Raw genomic sequence first — 19,541 nt, 5'->3', positions numbered from 1 at the left:
CCGAGGGCGTTTGTAACAATGTGATTAAGCTTGATTGTGCTGAATGACTTTCAACATGCTGGAGATGTTTCCAACATGCATAGCTTCATGAATCAGAGCGAAGTTGACCAATTCTCCCGCGGTTTCAAAGTGCATCTTGCCCAAGTCAATTGGCGCTTTCAGCTGTTCTTCAAGAGCACTTGGGGATATGTCCGCCAAACTCTCAAGCTGACCGGAGAAATACTTAACAAGCTCTTCTTTTGTAGGAGGTGTTGTTGTCCATTCCGATGGTCTCGTTCCGGTTCCGAATAATCCACCATAAGATTCCGGGATCTCAAAGTTAAACGGAACAGCTAGAGAAAGAAAATAATTCAAGCTGGAGATAACGTGTCCTACATGCCAACGGATCGTATTATTGAACTGCGGAGGCTGGATATCAAACAGTTCCTCCGGAATAGCCTGAATTTGTTGAAGTGCCATGTTATGAAGTAGTTTGCCGGTATTCACAATATTTTGGGACATGATTAATTCCTCCATTTCAATATTAGGCTTACTTTATGTAACCTAATTTCATTTTAACCTTTTCATCTACAAACAACAAATTTACAGAAATGTAAGGACGATGAATAGAGCCGGGTGAAATCCAGGATACGATCCCAACTCACTCGGCTCTCTATTGATGTTATGATTCCATTTCTCTACTTATGCTTAAAGCGCTTTGTCATCCACACTGTTCAGCCAATTCTCAATGTCTCCAACAACGGAAGCTATACAGCCGTCTTCAAACGGAGATTTGAGACCGGCATATTTCACCAGTTCAACAAACGACTTGCTACCACCGACCTGGCACAGCTTCAAATAGTCAGCCCAAGCGGCTTCATAGTTCTCATGCAGGCGCACCCAGAACTGGAAGGCGCAAATTTGAGCCAGCGTATAGTCGATATAATAGAACGGTGATTTGAAAATATGACCTTGCCTATGCCAAAATCCGCCATTTTCCAGATACATATTACCCGCAAAATTACGATGCGGCAGGTACTTACGCTCGATTTCACTCCATGCTGCTTTACGTTCAGCTGGCGTAGCATCCGGGTTAGCATACACGAAATGCTGGAACTCATCCACGGACACGCCGTAAGGAATAAACTCCAAACCACCAGACAAATGGCTGAACTTGTACTTGTCGGTATCCTCTTTAAAGAACAAATCCATCCAAGGCCATGTAAAGAACTCCATACTCATGGAGTGAATTTCGCATGCTTCATATGTCGGGAAATTGTATTCCGGCACATCGAATCCGCGGCTCTCATACACCTGGAATGCATGACCCGCTTCATGCGTCAGCACGTCAATATCTCCGGAGGTACCATTAAAGTTAGAGAAAATGAACGGTGCGCGGTAGTCCGGAATAAACGTACAATATCCACCGGCTTGCTTTCCTTTTTTGCTTACCAGGTCCATAAGATCGTTCTCTATCATAAAGGTGAAGAATTCATTCATTTCCGGTGACAGTTCGCTGTACATTTTCTTACCGTTTTCCACGATCCATTCCGCATCACCCTTCGGCGTTGCATTTCCGGACTTAAAGCTAAAGCCCTCGTCGTAGAATAACAAATCGTCAACGCCAATACGGCTACGCTGGCGCTCTTTCAGCTTAGAGGCCATCGGCACGAGATAATCTTGCACCTGCTGTCTGAAGTTCGCAACCATTTCTGCGTTATAATCGGTACGGGCCATGCGCGCATAACCCAACTCCACGAAGTTGTTGTAACCAAGCTTTTTGGCGATTTTCGTCCGTACTTTGACCAGCTCATCATAAATCCGGTCAAAATCACCTTCGTGCTCTGCCATGAATTGATAACGCGCATCAAAAGCCCGTTGGCGTACTTCCCGGTCTATGGACACTTCATAAGGAGTCAGCTGGGAAAGCGTAAGCTCCTCACCATTGAAAGGGATCTTGGCTGATGCAATCAACTGCGAGTACTCGGTCGACAGTTTATTTTCGAGCTGAAGATCTTCAATCACTTCCGGACTGAACGTCTTCAGTGACAATTCAGCCAGGGAGAACAACTGCTGTCCCCATTTGGCCTCCAATTCGCTACGGAACTTGGAACCCATCAGCGCTCTGTAATAATCGGTTATGTATTCCTGAAACACTGGTTCGGCTTCATCCATAAAGTCCTGTTCTTCTTTATAGAACGAATCTGTGGTGTCGATCGAATGACGGATGCTCACCAGTGTGGCTTGGGTATCCATGTTATGGCGCAGCTCGTTAATCGCCGTCATCGCTTGATCCTGCTCTTCAAAAGTGGATGCTTCATTAAACGCTTTCAGTAATTCTTTAAACCGCTGTTCAATTTCTTTAATGTCGGGACGCTTGTACGGATATTCCGTAAACTTCATATGATAACCCTTCCCTTCTAGTTATAGAGTACATCTATTATACTAAAATTCAGGAGAGTTAATACCATAATTTTGAATTCAATCGGCTGCTTTGTTGTTTTATTCTCGTCTCATAACGGACGAAAGGGGGGCCCCTAGGTCAACAGACCTTTTGGGACGCCCCCTTTCCAATTTAATTAGATAGTTGTAATGATCGCAGCATTCTCATCACGCTCACCGCAGTCTGAGCTTTCGTTACGTTGGACTGAGGATCCAGACGGGTTTGGGAAACCCCGTTCATAATCTGTTCTTGTACGATAAAGGCCATTGATGATTTCGCATAAGAAGAAATAGCGGATTGATCAACAAAATGCCCCAGCACACCCGCTTTGGCTTCACCCGTTTTGCCTGCGTATTTCATTGTATTCGCAAGCATAACGGCGATCTCTTGACGGGTCACCAATCCGTTTGGATCAAATGTATCTTTCGTTTTCCCTTGGATTAAACCTAATTTTGATGCCGCTGCGATATCACCAGCGTACTTGGTCTTTACATCCACATCTTTAAACATAGAACTAGTTGAATCCGGTATAATCCCCAAGCCCCTAACGATCATTGACACGACCTCAGCTCGGGTAGAACTCTTGTTCACTCCGAAAATATTTGCACTCTCTCCAGAGGCAATCAGCTTCGCGGCTGCCAAATGAACATCCTTCTGTGCCCAGCCCTTTGCAGCGTCCTGGAAGTTAAAATTGGTTTTAATTAAAGCGTACATACCGCTGCCTTTTGTTTTCATTTCAACAGTAACGGTTCCATCGGCATTCACTTTAAATACCGTTGGAACAGGACGGCGCTCGTTACTTCCCGGCAAGAAGATCATACCAGAAGTACGATTCACATCGATATCCTTCGCATTTAATGTGAATATACGGCTAATATAGTATTTTCCGATATCGATAACGGGTTTGGCCGTTTGCCCTGAAGTGATCTCTTCAATCTTTAACTCAAACGGTTGAACCAGTCCCGTTATGCCCCTGGAACCAAGCCCTTTTTCCATCCGATCCAAGACGCTTTGCTCCGGCGTTTGGAACGAAATTTTAATGTCTGCCGTTCCATGAATTGCATGAATCGGAATGCTGTATTCCGCATCCTTCATACGAATCGAGAGTGTAGCTTTCTCTCCTTTTTTGGCAATTGCCGCAATGATCTGTTGAGGTAAGGTCAATTCCACAGGCTTTCCGCCGCCACTATCAATGACAATGTTGAATGCCGATGAAGCCGAATCATCAATCTTCTTAATGGCTGCTGCATCCGTTAGCAGCGTGACTACCGTTGTGTCGCCATTCTTGCTGACCTTAATTCCTAATTCGTTTTTGTCTTTATCTGCTGGTGGAGGTGTTGTTGATGGCGGAGCCGTTGTTCCTCCCCCTCCTCCTTCTCCTCCCCCAGATGATGGTGGAGTTCCCGGATCTGATGAGGTTGTCACTTTCAACACGTCACTGTTTCTGGATACTCTTTGCACGGTCTCATTAGCCTTCTCAATCGCCAATACATGAATGGAATATTCGGTGTCTGGCTTAAGAGCGTTTATCGTATACTGCGGCTCTGATGTATTGCCTACCCACTGTTTATTCACGTATATCTCATAGCCTGTGGCTCCCTCGGAAACATTCCATTTCAACTGTAGCGATCTGGCCTGCTTGGAAGTAACCGAGATTTGAGAAGGAGCGGTTAATTGTGACGTATTCACGGTACCGTTAATCGGTAAGTCATGTACCAATTGTGTAGTGAGTATCTTGTTGCGGTCACCGCTGATATCCCAGCTCATGACTCCCGCAATATCCAATGATTTTACGAGAGAAGCGCTGTATAACATCGACTCCCTATCATTGTAAGTAATATACACTTTGTTCTCATTGTTATACAGATAAGCTACCTTTGAAGCCTCGTTCCAATAACGGACATAGCCGTTTTTATTCACATAATTTCTTTCGAGATCGCTGTAATCAAAAAGATTGGCTTCCCATGTTCCCGTTTCCGTGCCCCCGGCACAGGTCTGGTATTGCCCATTTGGCAGACAATCCCTATAGCCCTTTCCATAGAATGGAATCCCAAGTACTAGCTTATGCTTCGGTACTCCACCGTTTAAATGTCCTAAAGCTCCACCCTGCACATTATTTCTAGGGGCACTCCTGCCTGGATGGTTCTTATCATAAAATAACGGCGCATTGTGATGACCAAGTGTATCATTCAGTCCGCTGTAATCATAGGTCATAATGTTAATAAAATCGAGATAGCTTGCGGAATTCACAAAATCCGCGTTCACAACAAAATTATCACCTTGTCCGGAAGCAATCGTCAGAAGATAATACTTACCATCTTCCATGCCAGCCGCATCTAAAGCATCACGAACCGTTTTCATCAATAATGTAAAGTTTTCTTTATCTTCCGGACGTTTAATATTGTGATCATGTCCACCCTCAACCGGGTATTCCCAGTCGATGTCTACTCCGTCCAATCGATACTCTCTCAGAAACTTCACAACCGAATTGGCAAAAGCGTGACGTGTCTCCTCAGTAGCCGCCATATTTGAAAAGTTCTTGGACCAGGTCCAGCCGCCAACCGAAATCATCATCTTCAAATGCGGATTCTGATTTCTAATATTTGCGAATGTTTCAAAATTGTTTATATCGAACTCAGGGTCGCCAATAATCATCTCACCATCGAATACATAGTCTTTTTGCAATGGAATATTCTCGTTCTGGCAAGCTGCAGCGCCTGTGCCGTACTTTCTCCAACACAGATCGGCAAAAGCATAATTAATATGCGTAATTTGAGATACGTCAATGTCAGTTGGTTTAAAGTTTCGCTTTTCAATTCCAGACCATGAAGTGTAGTACGTAACATTGGTATATTCGCTTCCTGGCACAACGGTCATTTCACTGCTTGCCGGAGACTCCCACAGATTATTTTTAGCCACGACGGTGAATGAATAGGTTTGCCCTTCTGTAAGTCCATTTGCTACAAAGCGATTCACATCGCTTGAACCTACAAGCTTACCATCCTGAAAAATATCATAAATTGTTGCTCCAGGTGCAGGTGCCCACCCCAGTGAAGCTGTTGTTCTCGTTGCTGTGATAACCTGTAAATCCTTAGGAGCGGAAAGCTCTCCCCAGGTAATCTTTACTTTATTGCTATTTTTTGAAGCCGGATGCGGAGGGTTTTGTGCTCCAACTTCAAAGGTGTATGTTCTACCTGATTCCATACCCGCTTCAGGTGCATAAGTAATCGAGGTTACCGTATTACTCCATACACCGTTAATCCATTGGCCATCCACATAAAAATCGTATCCTGTTGCCTTCGAAACGCCCCCCCAGCCGAGTGTTATAGAGTTATACGTAACATCAGTCACCGTTAAATGACTTGGTGGCGCTAGAGGCGGATCCTTGTATTCGCTTACATCCTCCAACGTTGTAAACGTCACTACATTGCTTTTTTGTTCCGGCTTAAGATTAACTGCCTGCACTCCATCCGGACCGACATAATACGAATAAGTTGTCAATGGTGTCAGTCCGCCAACGGTTTGGGCCCCATCGTTCGCCCAGAAAACCCATCCGTTATCCTTGGCATTCCAAATCTGATAGTGCTTGATGCCCGGTGCAGGATCCCACTCCAAAGAAACGGTGTTATGGGTTACCTCTACGACTCTAAGATTTTTAGGTCCAACATTTTCTGCCTTAATGGAATCCTTAGCTGCTTCTGGTTTCTGTGGAGCCGCCTCTGGATTCTGCGGAAGTGCTTCCGGATCTTGTGGAGTCCCTTCTGGGTTTTGCGGTTCCACCGGGGTAACCTCCTCAGGTGCAGCTTCTCCCGGATCTACCTCTTCAGGAGCAGTTGCTTCCGCTTCCGCAGGATTTTCAATAACATCTGTTTCAGCGTATGAGGTTGGAGCGTTAAACAATGTACCAAACGCTAATAGCATGCTCAGGAACAGAACCATCATGTTCGAATACTTCTTCCGGCCAGATCTATGCATATATTCACCTCTAAAAACTGAATTTTGTAAATAAGTTCGATTTAATATTTATAAATTAGCCCCTATCTGTGATGTTTTTTGTAAGCGATTACCATATTGTGTGAAAATATGTTCTTCCCCGCCTCCTTGTTAGTTTTCTAACGACTTTCCTGCTTACTTGTACGAACGCCTCACCTCCTATACAAAATAATGTTATGTATGTAAATTCAGTCATTTTTATAATGGAGTGAAGTTTATCATATAGGAAGGGGGATTATTTCATTCTAGAGGGATAAAAATGGATGATACATAAATGAACACGACCTACTGCTTTGATAATGAAAATGGGACTATCTTTTCTGCGCTTTAAATTGCAGAAAAGATAGTCCCAAACTCCCAAAACCTGTTATTCAACCTTCCTGCTAATCACCGGAAGCCTCTTCTTAATCTAATGGTGTTAAGCCAGCTTCAATTTCAGTACGTCTTCCTTCTAAAAAAGGTGGTAGATCGAGTTTTTCACCTAACTCCTCAACGCTAGAATCTGCTGTAAACCCTGGACCATCCGTCGCAATTTCAAACAAAATGCCATTGGATTCACGGAAATATAAACTTTTGAAATAAAAACGGTCGACAATACCCGACGAGTGGAAACCACGTTTTTTTACAGCTACATCCCAGTAAGCCAGCTCCTCTTCGTTGTTCACACGGATTGCCAAATGATGAATACTTCCTCGGCCCGGCTTTTCGCTTGGTCCATCTTGCTGCTTCACCACAATTTCACCGAGCACTTGCCCTATAACTGACTGGTAAATCGCTTCTTGTTCTGAACGCGAGACTTCGATATATTCGAGCACTTCTGTTAATGTTTTCGCCATTTTGTCCAAATTGCGCACGGTCATTTCTACCGTTCCCATCCCTAAAATGCGATGCTCCTGATCGACCAATGATTGTTTCCATGCCGCCCAATCCTCCGGCACTTCCGCACCGTTGTTGTTCATGAGAATGAGGCGCAGCCCTTCAAAGTCTTCAAATGGCAGTGCTTCTCTGCCTGCGTACGTGGTGATATCTCCATGCTTTACATCTAGTTGTTCAAAGCGCTCTTTCCAATATTCCAGACTTTCGGATGATGGGACAAGCAGACCAATCTGTGTAATCGCATTAGCGCCACGCACGGTTCTGCCTGCGGCCGGCATTTCAAAAAAGGACAACTCTGTGCCTGCGCTTCCGGTTAAATCCCCATAAAATAAATGGTACATGGAAGGATCATCTTGATTGACGGTCTTCTTCACTCTGCGTAAACCCAATATCTTTTGATAAAATTCATTATTCAATTGAGCATTTTTTGTCAGCATGGATATATGATGGTGTCCTGGAATTTGGTACATTGTAGCTCCTCCTTTTTAACTTGACTAATCAAGTAATAGTGTAAAAAAAATTACTGGGGTGGTATTTGTTTTTTTTGGCTATGCTTATGCACACGTGTTATTAGTGTATATAGTGTTTTCTTTTCTTCTTCATTTAATATGTCGTCAAAAAATGATGATTGGAACGCTAGCTGTGCCGGCATAGCTTCTTCCAATATCGCCGTCCCTTTGTCGGTTAAGGAAATTGTTTTGGTCTTCCACTCTTGCTTTCGCGCAATGTAACCTTCTTTTTCAAGACGGGCAAGCATGCGAGAAATCCCACCTTGTGTGACGGTTACTTTTTCAGCAAGCTCGATCTGTGTTAATGGCTGATATACATGTATTTGCGCAAGCACATCAAATTGTGCTGTTGTTAAATCAAATCGCTTTAAAAACTCATTCGACATTTGGTTACTCTGGTTAGTGAAACGAATTAGGCGTAACCAGATTAACGAACCAATCGTATTATTCTCCATTTCATTGCCCCTTCTCATCGTTAACCTTAACATCACTTTACTACTCAATTGATAAAAGTGCAAGGGGCATATCCGGAGATTGGAATATACAGTTTAACGGCGGAGACGGTATGGAATGATAAAAAACCGAGCAAACGTCAAGATAAAATCCTGGATCTGCTCGGCTTGATACGAATTTAGATACTGTTGTACAAGTTTAATTTCTTTTAACCGACATATTCTTTCCCAATCAAATTGTTTAAAGAACACCTGATCCTTTAATTATTTCTTCTGTACTAAGCAATGTAGCTTCTTGAATCGTTACCTTATTTCTTTTCATAAAAGATTGAACTACATGATAACCAACAGCATATCCCGCTCCTGAGGATAGTCCTACGGGCGGATAACCTTCTTTCTTGGCGAATTCATCCCCAAACATATAACTGCTGACTTCCGCAAATCCTTTAACATCCAGACCCTCCCGTATGACATTAATGGAGTATTCCAGTTCTTCCTGATCAATAGAAGTCACCCATGGACCTAAATATTCTTCTCCGTACAGAGCAGTTGCGAACGAATCCGCGAGCCCCTCAATAATAATATATTCGCCTACAGTGACATCCCCATGATCCCAATCAAAATAGGAAAAACGCAAATTATGATGAAACTCATGAGCAATCAGTGAGGGCATTCTCGGAATATTATATGCGTTTGGATGAATGGTTATCGTGACATAACCCGAAATACCGCCAAAACCGCAATAGCCATTTTCATTCTGGAGCTTTATAGGATCGGCAATATACATCCCGAATGTTAAATTCTCCGCCTTTACGGCTAAGCCTGATGCTGATGAAAATGCAATACAGTCTGCTATCGTTTTCTTCGCGATTTCAAGTGCGTTGATTTCTTTTAAATCCCTTAAAGCCTTCTCAGCGACATCGTTATTATGAATGTCTAAGTATCCCATCATTTGAGTGGCCATCAAAACATCATATCCATTCGACTCTTTAGCCTTCATCGGGACATTTATTGTCCTCCACATATCTTCCAGAGGCTTCATCATGGTGTACCTAAAGAAGTCCTCTCTTTTCTCATTCGGTAAAGAAAGCATAGTTTCGTACTGGGTTATCGTATCTTCTATAATAATATTCATCGTAAAATCCCTCCTACGACCACCTTAAGCTATGACGTAGCGTAAAGGTCAACAGCTTATCAGGAAATGAAAAAGAGCATCTTCCTTTAGGGAAGACGCTCTGCAGCTTATCATTAGTTACTCTACCGGAAACTTTCTACATACTCATGCAAAAAAGCATCAAGCGTGCGAGGCTCTCTGCCTAGCAAACGCCTTACAGTATCCATAGGCTTTTCTGGCACCGTCATAGCCATGGCTTGAATTTCTACAACGTGGTTCGCGATCCAAGGAGGCATGTTCCCGTGCTCAGTAAGATTGCGAAGTAATTCTTGGGGGTCCAAGTTGATATAACGGATCGGTCGATGAAGCAGAGTGGATAGTTTACTCGCGATCTGGGGATAGCTGAAAATCTCCGAACCCGTAAGCGTATATATTCGGCCTGCTACCTCGCGGTTGGTCAGAACCTCTGCGGCAACGTCTGCGATATCGCGACAGTCAATTAAATTACAAGGTGAGTCGCCCATGGAACCGAAGAAAATATCTTGTGTTGCGATCGTTGGTGCAAGGCGCAGTAAGTTTTGCATGAACGCATATGGACGCAACACGGTGTGAGTGAGACCCAATTCGGACAGGATCTTCTCGATTTCGTGATGCCAGCCCGCCACCGCCACTGGAGAGCTCTCCTCAAAGGCAGGACTGGATATTTTTACGATGTGTTCGATTCCAGCTTCGGCGGCAATCTGTATGATCGAAGTCTCCAATTCGATTTGTCTTGGACTATTGGACATTGCAAGGAAGAGCTGGCTAGCTCCTGTAAACGCACGGCGCAACGATTCGGGGTCAGAAGCATCAGCCGATACAACTTCGATAATTGACAGGCCTTTCTCTCCAATCTGAACACGCAACTTCTCAGGCTCTCTGCTTATCGCCCGGGCGGGCACGCCAAGATCAACCAAACGTTTCAAAAGCACACTTCCGATCGTACCTGTTGCTCCAATAATAACTATCATTTTTTATCTTCTCCTTTTGATGAAAAATTTGTTGTGACGTTAAGACGCCAACGCCATGTCATTATCGTGCTTGCTATCAATCCAGATAGCGGGAAATCGCTCCAGACACGATTGACCCATACCAAGTGATTGTTCGGAATAATAATTTCCATTAAACCAGATGTCACCCATGCGGCGAATAGACCAAACGCTACCCCCACCAATGAGAACATCCCTACCACTACCAAGTGAGGTGCGCCAATGATCCACCGCTTATGTCCCCCTCGGCTGCGCAACCAAAGACCAAGCATCCAAGCCACCAAGGCCGACGCTCCGCCGATTGTGGTTAATGCTCCTATTTGAAGGTCTCTGTTGGCAGTGATCAATCCCCCGATACCTGCCATAATGGCAGGAGCAGCATAGGCCATTACAACTTCACGCCAGAGTACAAACGTCTTTGCATTGGAAGCGCCAGCCTTAATGCCGTAATCATCATCTGTCTGATTTAGATATTTCATCTTGTTCATTTAGTTACTCCTTTCTTTTTTAATCGTTCAGCAAATGATTCATCAAGATATAATTAGGATCCTAACTATATAAGAGTGAAAATGGGCTAGTTAAACTAGCCCGTTCTACTCCTTGCTGATGTTTTCCTTTGGTTCGCCTGGATCGTCCGTAAGTGCTGAAATACCTTGTGTAATCCGACCTAACAGGTCGAGAAATACGCTACGCTCCTCGATACTGAGCAAGCCCACCATTGCTTCAAGCCTTTCGAAATGCTCAGGCGCCATATCACGGAGCTTCTTCGCCCCTTTCTCCGTCAAAATGACCGATTTCTGACGGCCATCTTCTGAACTTGATCGGCGGGATACTAGACCATCTCGCTCAAGAGTGTCGATAAGACCAGTCACTGTAGCGCGAGTAACACCTAGATGCTCCGCTAACTGCGAGGGTAACTCCTCTCCATCGTTATCTTCCAGGTCCGCCAATAAACGATATCGCCCTGTTGATAAACCGAATCTAGAGAAATGAATCTCCGCAGCATGTCCAAGCTTGGCTCCCGTCGCCATTAACCTAGACGCAACGAGAACAGCCTGTGCGTCTACATCTAGGTTATAGAGATCAATCTGACGTTTAGATTGTTCAAGCGAGGGAATAGCACCAATGTCTTTTGTTACTTTATTATTATTGTTCATGAATATAGTATGGATCCTAATCATTTTTGTGTCAATATATTTCCTCAACATCAGCTATACGTTCTGCTCATGATAGCTGTAGCCATTCATCGTAGTTGTTCGCTAATTGTTGTAGTTCATTCATGAATTGACTTGCATGATATCCATCACACACTGCATGATGTACTTGTAATGAAACAGGTAATAATGTTCGGCCGTCTTGGCAGAAATATTTACCGCCAGTCACGATGGGCAACAGATATTTACCATCGTTAAAGACGTTAATATTAAAGCCTGTGAAATTAACCCAAGGAATACTGGAAATCGGGAATGAATTCATAGGGACATTATTTTTTGCTACGATCCCTTTCACATCACCATATTGTTTCAAATCTTTCTCATAGTTATTATAAAAGATCTGAAAATCATCAGAAAACTCAGTCCAAATGCTCGAAAATGATTTATCATCATTATGAAATATCGTAAAATCCGGTATCATACGATCCCAATATCCTAATTCATTTTCCTCATTAAAGCATGTTCTAAATTCCACATGAGCATTGACTACCTTTGTAATCATATAAATAAAAGTTGGATATAATTTGATATGTTGTGCACGAAGCGTCACTAATAACGATGTGATATCAATATTGGTGGTGATGCTAAAAGTACACCTAACTTGATTTAAATAATGTTCAAAGTAAGGTTTTCTGTTCCAACTTTCCATATCAATTAAATTAAAATTCATAAGTATAACCTCCTAAAATTTATCGTTTCTCATTTTAGGAGGTTATTTCCTCTGATTTCACCAACACTCTCTCTCACCCCAGTGCATTCATTCATTTTTTTCAATGTAACACTTATTCAACCCTTGTTCAACTAACCTATAAGGCTTGATACCATTAATAATTTATATCGATTTGTAACGGAGACTATACTTTTTCACGGTGTTTACTTCCTCTGCCAAAGTAATTCGTACCAACGACCCCTATAATAATGACAACGGCACCAGCTAGATGGTATAAGTGGAATTCTTCCTTCAAGAAAATGACCCCAGCTAAGATCGTAATGAGCGTAGCAAAATTACTGAATACACTCATTTTAGTCGCCTCTATTTTTGATAAAACATAATTCGAAAGATACGAAGTTACGAGTGATGATAAAATACCTAAGAATAATATGGCTAAGACAAAATCGATATGCATAAAGGGTTGGAAAAATTGTTTTGTTGTACCGTTCATCACATGATTGCCAATCGCCATGGTGTTAAACACCAAAAATCCGAATAATGTCATGCTATAGGTTAATGTCATTAATGAATATTGCTGCGTTAACTTTCTTGCAAAAACGTTATATAGCGCAGCAGCTACAGCCGATAGTAGAATTAATCCACTGCCGATCAAATTCGTTATCTGAGCTCCTACTCCATTCATAAAGAGCAAATAGATCACACCCATAACCGATAAACTAATGAAGACTAACTGTCCGCGTGTTGCTTTCTCCTTTAATACGACCCTTGCAAACACTAACGTAAAAATAGGAACCGTAGCTTGAATAATCCCAGCTTCTGAAGAAGATGTACGAACTAATCCAAACACTTGTAAGGAAAAAAAAGCAATAGGATATAACAACGCTAAAGGAAAAATCCGGAGTAAAACTCTCCAATCTATCCCTAATTTGTTTTTGCTGATTCCTATAAAAATGGTGGCACCGATCAATGCAATCGTAAATCGATGCGCAAGTGTGTCCATTGGGGTCGCAACGGTTAGAGTCACTTTGACAAACATAAATGAAAGCCCAATAATGAATGCATATACAATTGCAGCGATATACGCTTTATTATTTTCTGACATATGATCCACTCCCTGTATTTTCTATCCGGCCGATAAAACTATCGTAATCAAAAATAACATTCTGCACGATATAAAAAATACACATCTGTACCAGTACAGATGTGTAAGGAGCTATAATATGCTTAAGTATGAACTAATATACGACGAACTACGTCATCAAATTCAAACGGGCAGCCTACATTCTGGCGCAAAACTGCCCTCGATTCGAAATTTATCACAACAGTTTTCTTGTAGTAAAAGTACAATACTAGCCGCTTTAAAGAAACTTGAAGACCAACACCTCATATATGCCATTCCTAAGAGCGGATATTATGTCGTAGACCATCAAATGCCACATGAACCATCCACTACGGATGTCATAGACTTTGCGACATCATCACCAACATGGCACCATTTTCCTTATAAAGATTTCCAACATTGCATCAATAAAGCAATCGATACGTATCAAGAAGACTTATTTCGATATGGTACACTAAACGGTTTACCTTCATTAATTACAGAAGCCAAAAAATTGTTAGAAACATATCAGGTATTTACACATACAGATCATATTTTCATTACTTCAGGCGTGCAGCAAGCACTATCCTTATTGAGCATCATGCCGTTTCCAAATCATCGTTCAGCCATTCTTGTGGAACAACCCAGCTATCACTTATATATGGATTTTATAAAAACGTATGGACTACAGGCTGTTGGCATTCAGCGTACAACGCAAGGGATTGATTTAGATGAATTAGAACAGATTTTTCGGCAAGGCGGCATTAAGTTTTTTTACTCGATGCCACGATTCCATAACCCCTTAGGCACTACTTATAGTAAAAAGGAGAAGGAATCCATTCTCCAACTAGCCCATAAATATGATGTGTACATCGTAGAAGATGATTATTTAGCGGATTTTGAACAGAATAAAAAACTGGACCCGCTATTTACGAATGATATAAACGAACGCGTTATTTACTTGAAAAGTTTTTCTAAAATTATGTTTCCTGGCTTACGCATTGGATTCGCAATATTGCCTGAGGCGTTAAAAAACACTTTCCAACAGTATAAAAATACGACCGATATTGATAGCTCGATGATCTCACAAGCAGCCCTAGAGCTTTATTTGAAAAGCGGCATGTTCGAACACTATCAAACACAAGTACGCGAGGCATATACGGTTCGTGCCAAAATCCTTCAACAATCCCTTAGGACACATTTACCAATGTATGAAACACCATCAGAAATTTGTATGCACAGTCATATTGTTCTGCCAAAACAAGTCAACATGAACTCGCTTCGTCGTCATTTATCACAACAGCATATTTTACTAGATACCATTGATCGAAATTATTTGGACGGATTTTATCGTGAAAGAATATTAAAGTTAAATGTTACGAATATCGATGAGCATAAAATTGAGACCGGTATTAAAGAAATTGCCAATGCCTTGAACAGCTTTAAAAACTATTTTATGTAGAGATTTTCTTTGGCAACGTCAATTCAAACCGCGTCGTGCCTTCGTCCGTGTCCAATATGAGCCAGCCTCCGTGTTTTTCCACGATATGCCTCGCGATCGTCAGACCAAGGCCCGTCCCGCCGTCGCTTTTTCTCGCCGCATCGCCACGGACGAACGCGTCAAATACCCGATCCCACAGATGGTCGGGAATACCGACGCCATTATCGGCCACTTCGATTCGCACCTCCGTGTCTCGCTCAGTGAGCGTCAGCCGCACAAGCGTCCCCGGCGGATTGTATTTCAGCGCATTCGCCAAGAGGTTGGAGACGGCGCGATACAGCAGCTTCCTATTAAACGGAACGATCACTTCCTGTGAAGGAATATCGCATTCAAACACAAAATGCTTCTCCTCGAACAAGTCATAATAATCAACCGCCATCTCGCGGACGAATTCAGCAAGGTCACAAGCTTCTTTGACGATCGGATAGTCTGGGCTTTCTAGCTTGGACAGTTCAAACACGTCGTCGATCAACTCGGCGACAAGCTCTGCCTTATCATGAATAAGCTTTACGGTCCGCTGCTTCTTCTCTTCGTCTTCAATCATGCCAAGCTGCAGTGCTTTGGCATAGCCCTGAATCGTCGTGATCGGCGTTTTCAGATCATGCGAAATATGAACGAGCATCCGCTGCTTGCTTTCCTCCAGCAGCTTTTTATCCGCTTCCGCCTTGTCCAGTTTTTCCGCCATTGCATTAAAGCTCTCCTGGATTTGCGCAAGTTCGTAATTCGCCTCGAAATGAAGTCTTTCGTAGTATCGTCCGCCCGCCACGTTGCGGATACCTGTCGCAATCGCGCTTAACGGATTCGTTAGCTTAACCGCGGTCAGACGGCTGTACACATACACATTGATTCCAAACAGTACGATGAACATTAGTCCCGTCTCCATCAAGGCTCTCCAGAAAAATTTCTGGTTGTCCTCCATCTCCTCGTCGAGGGAAATCTCTAATTTAATATTTTTTTTCGGCAGCTTAATGAGGGCATACCTAAGCTGCCCCTCATCCGTGTGGAACGGGGCGATGGAAGTATAATAAGGATTTTCCTTCATATTGTAAAATAATGCGTTCAGCTCTTTTTCCGTATACGAAGTCGGCTTGTCCAGCTTACTGCCCTTTACTTCAAATACCCGCAGACGTTCATCGAGAATTTCCACCCAGCCATGGAACGATTCAATCGTCTCCGTTGGCATGTCAGCCGTATTCGGCCGGATGATCTCGCTTGCTTGTAGTCGGGACAAATCCTGAACGGGCAGCATCTGGTTCGTTCGCATGACAAAAAAGAGCAGCAGTAATAACACACTTACGCCAACCGTCAGCGAAAAGAAAATGTAGTTGCGGAGGAGCATGCCGAACAATTTGGATTTACGGCGCATGCAGTTCCTCCTTCTTGGCAAACCGGTATCCAAGCCCCCGAACCGTTTTTAGATAAACTGGTACGCGCGGCGAATCCTCGATTTTGTCCCGCAATCGGCTGATTTGTACCATAATCGTGTTGTCGTCGGCAAAATACGGGTCCGACCATACGTTTTCGAAAATTTGCTTTTTCGTATAGATACGCCCCGGCTTGCTCATGAACAGCTTCAACAACTTATATTCAATGGCAGTGAGCGCAATCGGCTCGCCTCGTTTATACAACATGCATGCTTCGTGATCGAGCGTCAGATCGCCAAGCTGTGTTTCGGCCATCTCCGCCTCCGCCTGTGTTAGAGCTGGATCGTTGAATTCGTACGTTCTCCGCAGTTGCGCCTGAATGCGCGCCACCACTTCTAACGGACTGAAAGGCTTTGTTATGAAATCGTCCGCCCCTAGGCCGAGCCCGGTGATTTTGTCGGTTTCCTGATTTTTCGCCGACACGACAATGACCGGTAGCTTCGAATGCTTGCGAATCCATTGAAGCAGCTGGAAGCCGTCGAGATGAGGCATCATGATGTCGATAACCGCCAAATCGATCGAAGTCCGAGAGAACAGCTCTACCGCCGCGTGACCGTCGTTCGCTTCGAGCACGTCGAACTCTTTTTCCAGAAACAGCTTAAGCAAATCTACAATATCCGGTTCGTCATCGACTATCAAAATTGTCTTACGCATCGTTCTCCCTCCCTGTTATACGTATTGTTCGAGTCATGTTGACAATCTCCTGCAATGTAAGTTTAATTTAAGAGAAGTGAAAGTCAGTGGAAAGAAAACATCCCTATAATGGGCAATGTGTAATGTTTTGAGCAACACGAATTCATGAAAGAAAGAGGTCGTTACATGGCAAAAACAGAATTGACTCCGAATAAACCGATCAAAAAAAGATTTGCGTGGTTCACGAATCTGATTAAGCGTATAACACCCCTTACCCCGGGTTGGAAAGGAGCTTCCATCGCGCTGGCTTTCGTCACTTTATGTATTTATTTCGTGCAAGGATATCATCTTCTCGGGACGCGGGGCGCCTTCGATTATTTGACCGGAACCATACTATTCCTCTTGGCGATCGTACTCATAACCGGCGTTATTGCCGGGCTGCTTCACTGGGCGAAAAAGATGCCTTCGCGTTACGTTTGGCTGGCGCTTGCCTCGTTTTGTCTGCTGTTCATCAGCTTCATTGGCCCGATGCAGCTAATGTTTCTGGTGACTTTATCGGTCATTATCGCTTTTTCCTTATTTGGTTCACTCCTATTCCGATGGATAACCGGAGCATATCGTGAGGCGAAGACGATCTCGAAAGTGATGACTGGAGTTGTCGCAGCTGTGACGTTCGGCTACATCTGCATCGGCGGGTATTGGCTGCTAGACAACAGCAATACAGATTTGGCAAAGCCGTACCGGCTGCAAGCAATGAAACCGGCAGACCGTTACCCGACAACGATGGCGAATCCAGCAGAACAAGGATCGCTTAAAATCAAAACATTGACATATGGAAGCACGAATAGCTATCGAAAGGAGTTTAATGCGGAAGGATCGCTTGTAACGAAGCAAGTGGACGGATCGCATTTTGTAAAAAAATGGTCGTCGATTCGTACAAGCACGTTTGGCTTTGGACCGGACGCGATGCCGCTAAATGGGTTAGTCTGGTATCCCGATGGCGAAGGGCCATTCCCGCTTGTCGTTGCCGTTCACGGCAATCATCTCGCGACCGACTATTCGGATCCTGGTTACGAGTATTTGGGCAAGCTGCTGGCGAGCCGCGGGTATATATTCGTATCGATCGACGAAAACTTCCTCAATTCCTCCCCGTATGACGACTTATTTATGCTGAACGTGTTGGAGAAGGAAAATCCGGCCCGGGGATGGCTAATGCTGGAGCATCTGAAGGTATGGAACGAATGGAACACAACGAAAGGCAACCCATTTTACGGCAAAGCGGACATGAGCAGGATCGCGCTGATCGGTCACTCCCGCGGCGGCGAAGCGGTAACGGTGGCTGCGGCATACAACAAACTGCCGGCTTCCCCAGAGAACGGCAACATCAAGTTCGACTATAATTTCGGCATCCGTTCCGTCATTTCGATTGCAGGTACCGATGGGCAATACAAGCCTGCGGGACAGCCGACGGTGTTGGAGGATTTAAACTATTTGGCCCTACAGGGAGCACATGACATGGACGTCAGCTCGTTCGACGGAGCGAGCCAATACAGCCGGATCGGCTTTACAGACGACAGTGATTATTTTAAAGCGTCGGTGTATATGTACGGAGCGAACCATGGGCAATTCAATACCGTTTGGGGGAGAACCGACGGTACTGGACTAGGCAACAAACTGTATAACACGGCACAACTCATCCCTCAAGAAGAACAGCTGCAAGCGACGAAAGTGTTAATCTCATCCTTCCTCGATACGACGCTGAATGGGAGTAACGAATACCGTACCGTTTTCCAGGACCTTGGCTACGCCCGGGAGTGGCTGCCGGACACCATGTACATCGGCAATTATATGGATTCGCATACGAAAGTCATCAGCAGCTTCGATGAAGACATCGATCTTGGCACGACAACCTTGGCTGGAGGGCGGCTGATCGGGGAAGGATTAAAGGAGTGGAAGGAAGAAAAAGTTAAGATGAAATTCGCGGCTGAGCAGTACAGCGCAGTTCGCCTCGGATGGGATCGTGCGACAGCTTCCGGCATTCCTGGCTACACAATTATTTTGCCAGATGGCGGGGTCGATGTGACCAATCATAGCTCGATTGTTTTTGCTATGGCCGATGCGAATGACGAGAAAGAAGCTTCCGGCACGGATGCCCTCGTCGACTTAACTGTAAAAGCCGAGGACAAGAACGGCAATACAGCCGCTTTACCGCTAAGCAGCGAAGCTAACTTGCTGCCGATGTTCGAAGGAAACATTGTCAAATGGCCGTTTACCTCATCCTTGCCGACGAAGGAGCCGATATTTCAAAACTTCGCCTTCAGGCTGGACGATCTGAAAAAGGTCAACCCGAATTTTCTGCCGGAGCAGATGAGAAAAATCAGCTTCGTGTTCGATAAGACAGAGAAAGGAACGATACTGGTCCGAGACATTGGCATTCGCAACGATGAAGCCGTGAGCCGCCCATAAATCGGAACGACATCAACCATCCTAAATTTAAAGTGGATGAAAAAGCTTTGGAAGATGGCGTTAAGTTCTTCTGTATGGTTGCCACTGAAAAATTGTTACCACTGTAAAGAAACTATTTTATCTAAACAAAAAGCCGA

15 protein-coding genes are annotated in these 19,541 nt (G+C 44.0%); 2 read left to right on the top strand and 13 right to left on the bottom strand.

Features of this window, described 5'->3' with window-relative positions; genetic code table 11:
* Window positions 1-24: 24 nt before the first annotated feature.
* The 11 genes from AC2TF5_RS03390 to AC2TF5_RS03340 all read right to left on the bottom strand — a co-directional run bounded on the left by AC2TF5_RS03390 (window position 25) and on the right by AC2TF5_RS03340 (window position 13,383).
* On the bottom strand, window positions 25-501 hold the full coding sequence (locus tag AC2TF5_RS03390; protein ID WP_491300866.1) for a DinB family protein: 477 nt from the start codon (window positions 499-501) through the stop codon (window positions 25-27).
* A gap of 186 nt (window positions 502-687) precedes the next feature.
* Complete coding sequence (locus tag AC2TF5_RS03385; RefSeq protein WP_491300865.1) at window positions 688-2,382, bottom strand: M3 family oligoendopeptidase; 1,695 nt, start codon at window positions 2,380-2,382, stop codon at window positions 688-690.
* Between the two features lie 172 nt (window positions 2,383-2,554).
* Window positions 2,555-6,397, bottom strand: coding sequence for a glycosyl hydrolase family 18 protein (locus AC2TF5_RS03380; RefSeq protein WP_491300864.1), 3,843 nt, complete (start codon window positions 6,395-6,397; stop codon window positions 2,555-2,557).
* 422 nt (window positions 6,398-6,819) lie between these two features.
* Window positions 6,820-7,761 carry a ring-cleaving dioxygenase gene (locus AC2TF5_RS03375; protein WP_491300863.1) on the bottom strand — a complete coding sequence of 314 codons (942 nt, stop codon included), beginning with the start codon at window positions 7,759-7,761 and terminating at the stop codon, window positions 6,820-6,822.
* Window positions 7,762-7,811: 50 nt separating this feature from the next.
* A complete protein-coding gene (locus tag AC2TF5_RS03370; RefSeq protein ID WP_491300862.1) occupies window positions 7,812-8,255 on the bottom strand; it encodes a MarR family winged helix-turn-helix transcriptional regulator in 444 nt (147 codons plus the stop codon).
* 238 nt (window positions 8,256-8,493) lie between these two features.
* Window positions 8,494-9,387 carry a DUF2268 domain-containing putative Zn-dependent protease gene (locus AC2TF5_RS03365; RefSeq protein ID WP_491300861.1) on the bottom strand — a complete coding sequence of 298 codons (894 nt, stop codon included), beginning with the start codon at window positions 9,385-9,387 and terminating at the stop codon, window positions 8,494-8,496.
* A 122-nt stretch (window positions 9,388-9,509) separates the two neighbouring features.
* Window positions 9,510-10,376, bottom strand: a complete 867-nt coding sequence (locus AC2TF5_RS03360) for an SDR family oxidoreductase (protein WP_491300860.1) — start codon at window positions 10,374-10,376, stop codon at window positions 9,510-9,512.
* Window positions 10,373-10,882 (bottom strand): hypothetical protein, encoded by a 510-nt coding sequence (locus AC2TF5_RS03355; RefSeq protein WP_491300859.1) that lies wholly within the window; start codon window positions 10,880-10,882, stop codon window positions 10,373-10,375. The genes AC2TF5_RS03360 and AC2TF5_RS03355 overlap by 4 nt, the downstream gene beginning before the upstream one ends.
* A gap of 105 nt (window positions 10,883-10,987) precedes the next feature.
* Window positions 10,988-11,551: a MarR family winged helix-turn-helix transcriptional regulator gene (locus AC2TF5_RS03350; protein WP_491300858.1), complete on the bottom strand. Its 564-nt coding sequence runs from the start codon at window positions 11,549-11,551 to the stop codon at window positions 10,988-10,990.
* 67 nt (window positions 11,552-11,618) lie between these two features.
* Complete coding sequence (gene catA / locus AC2TF5_RS03345) at window positions 11,619-12,278, bottom strand: type A chloramphenicol O-acetyltransferase (RefSeq protein WP_491300857.1); 660 nt, start codon at window positions 12,276-12,278, stop codon at window positions 11,619-11,621.
* A 184-nt stretch (window positions 12,279-12,462) separates the two neighbouring features.
* Complete coding sequence (locus tag AC2TF5_RS03340; RefSeq protein WP_491300856.1) at window positions 12,463-13,383, bottom strand: DMT family transporter; 921 nt, start codon at window positions 13,381-13,383, stop codon at window positions 12,463-12,465.
* A 118-nt stretch (window positions 13,384-13,501) separates the two neighbouring features.
* Between AC2TF5_RS03340 and AC2TF5_RS03335 the strand changes: the two genes are divergently transcribed.
* Window positions 13,502-14,842 carry an aminotransferase-like domain-containing protein gene (locus tag AC2TF5_RS03335; RefSeq protein ID WP_491300855.1) on the top strand — a complete coding sequence of 447 codons (1,341 nt, stop codon included), beginning with the start codon at window positions 13,502-13,504 and terminating at the stop codon, window positions 14,840-14,842.
* Here AC2TF5_RS03335 and AC2TF5_RS03330 read toward each other — a convergent pair.
* Entirely contained in the window at window positions 14,835-16,247 is a 1,413-nt protein-coding gene (locus AC2TF5_RS03330; protein WP_491300854.1) for a sensor histidine kinase, read from the bottom strand. The two genes, AC2TF5_RS03335 and AC2TF5_RS03330, sit on opposite strands and share 8 nt — an antisense overlap.
* Window positions 16,237-16,959, bottom strand: a complete 723-nt coding sequence (locus AC2TF5_RS03325; RefSeq protein WP_491300853.1) for a response regulator transcription factor — start codon at window positions 16,957-16,959, stop codon at window positions 16,237-16,239. The genes AC2TF5_RS03330 and AC2TF5_RS03325 overlap by 11 nt, the downstream gene beginning before the upstream one ends.
* Before the next feature lie 165 nt (window positions 16,960-17,124).
* Between AC2TF5_RS03325 and AC2TF5_RS03320 the strand changes: the two genes are divergently transcribed.
* A complete protein-coding gene (locus AC2TF5_RS03320) occupies window positions 17,125-19,404 on the top strand; it encodes an alpha/beta hydrolase (RefSeq protein WP_491300852.1) in 2,280 nt (759 codons plus the stop codon).
* Window positions 19,405-19,541 lie beyond the last annotated feature (137 nt).

This window comes from Paenibacillus sp. JNUCC 34, from assembly GCF_058269055.1.
This window is presented reverse-complemented; position numbering and strand designations above follow the sequence as displayed.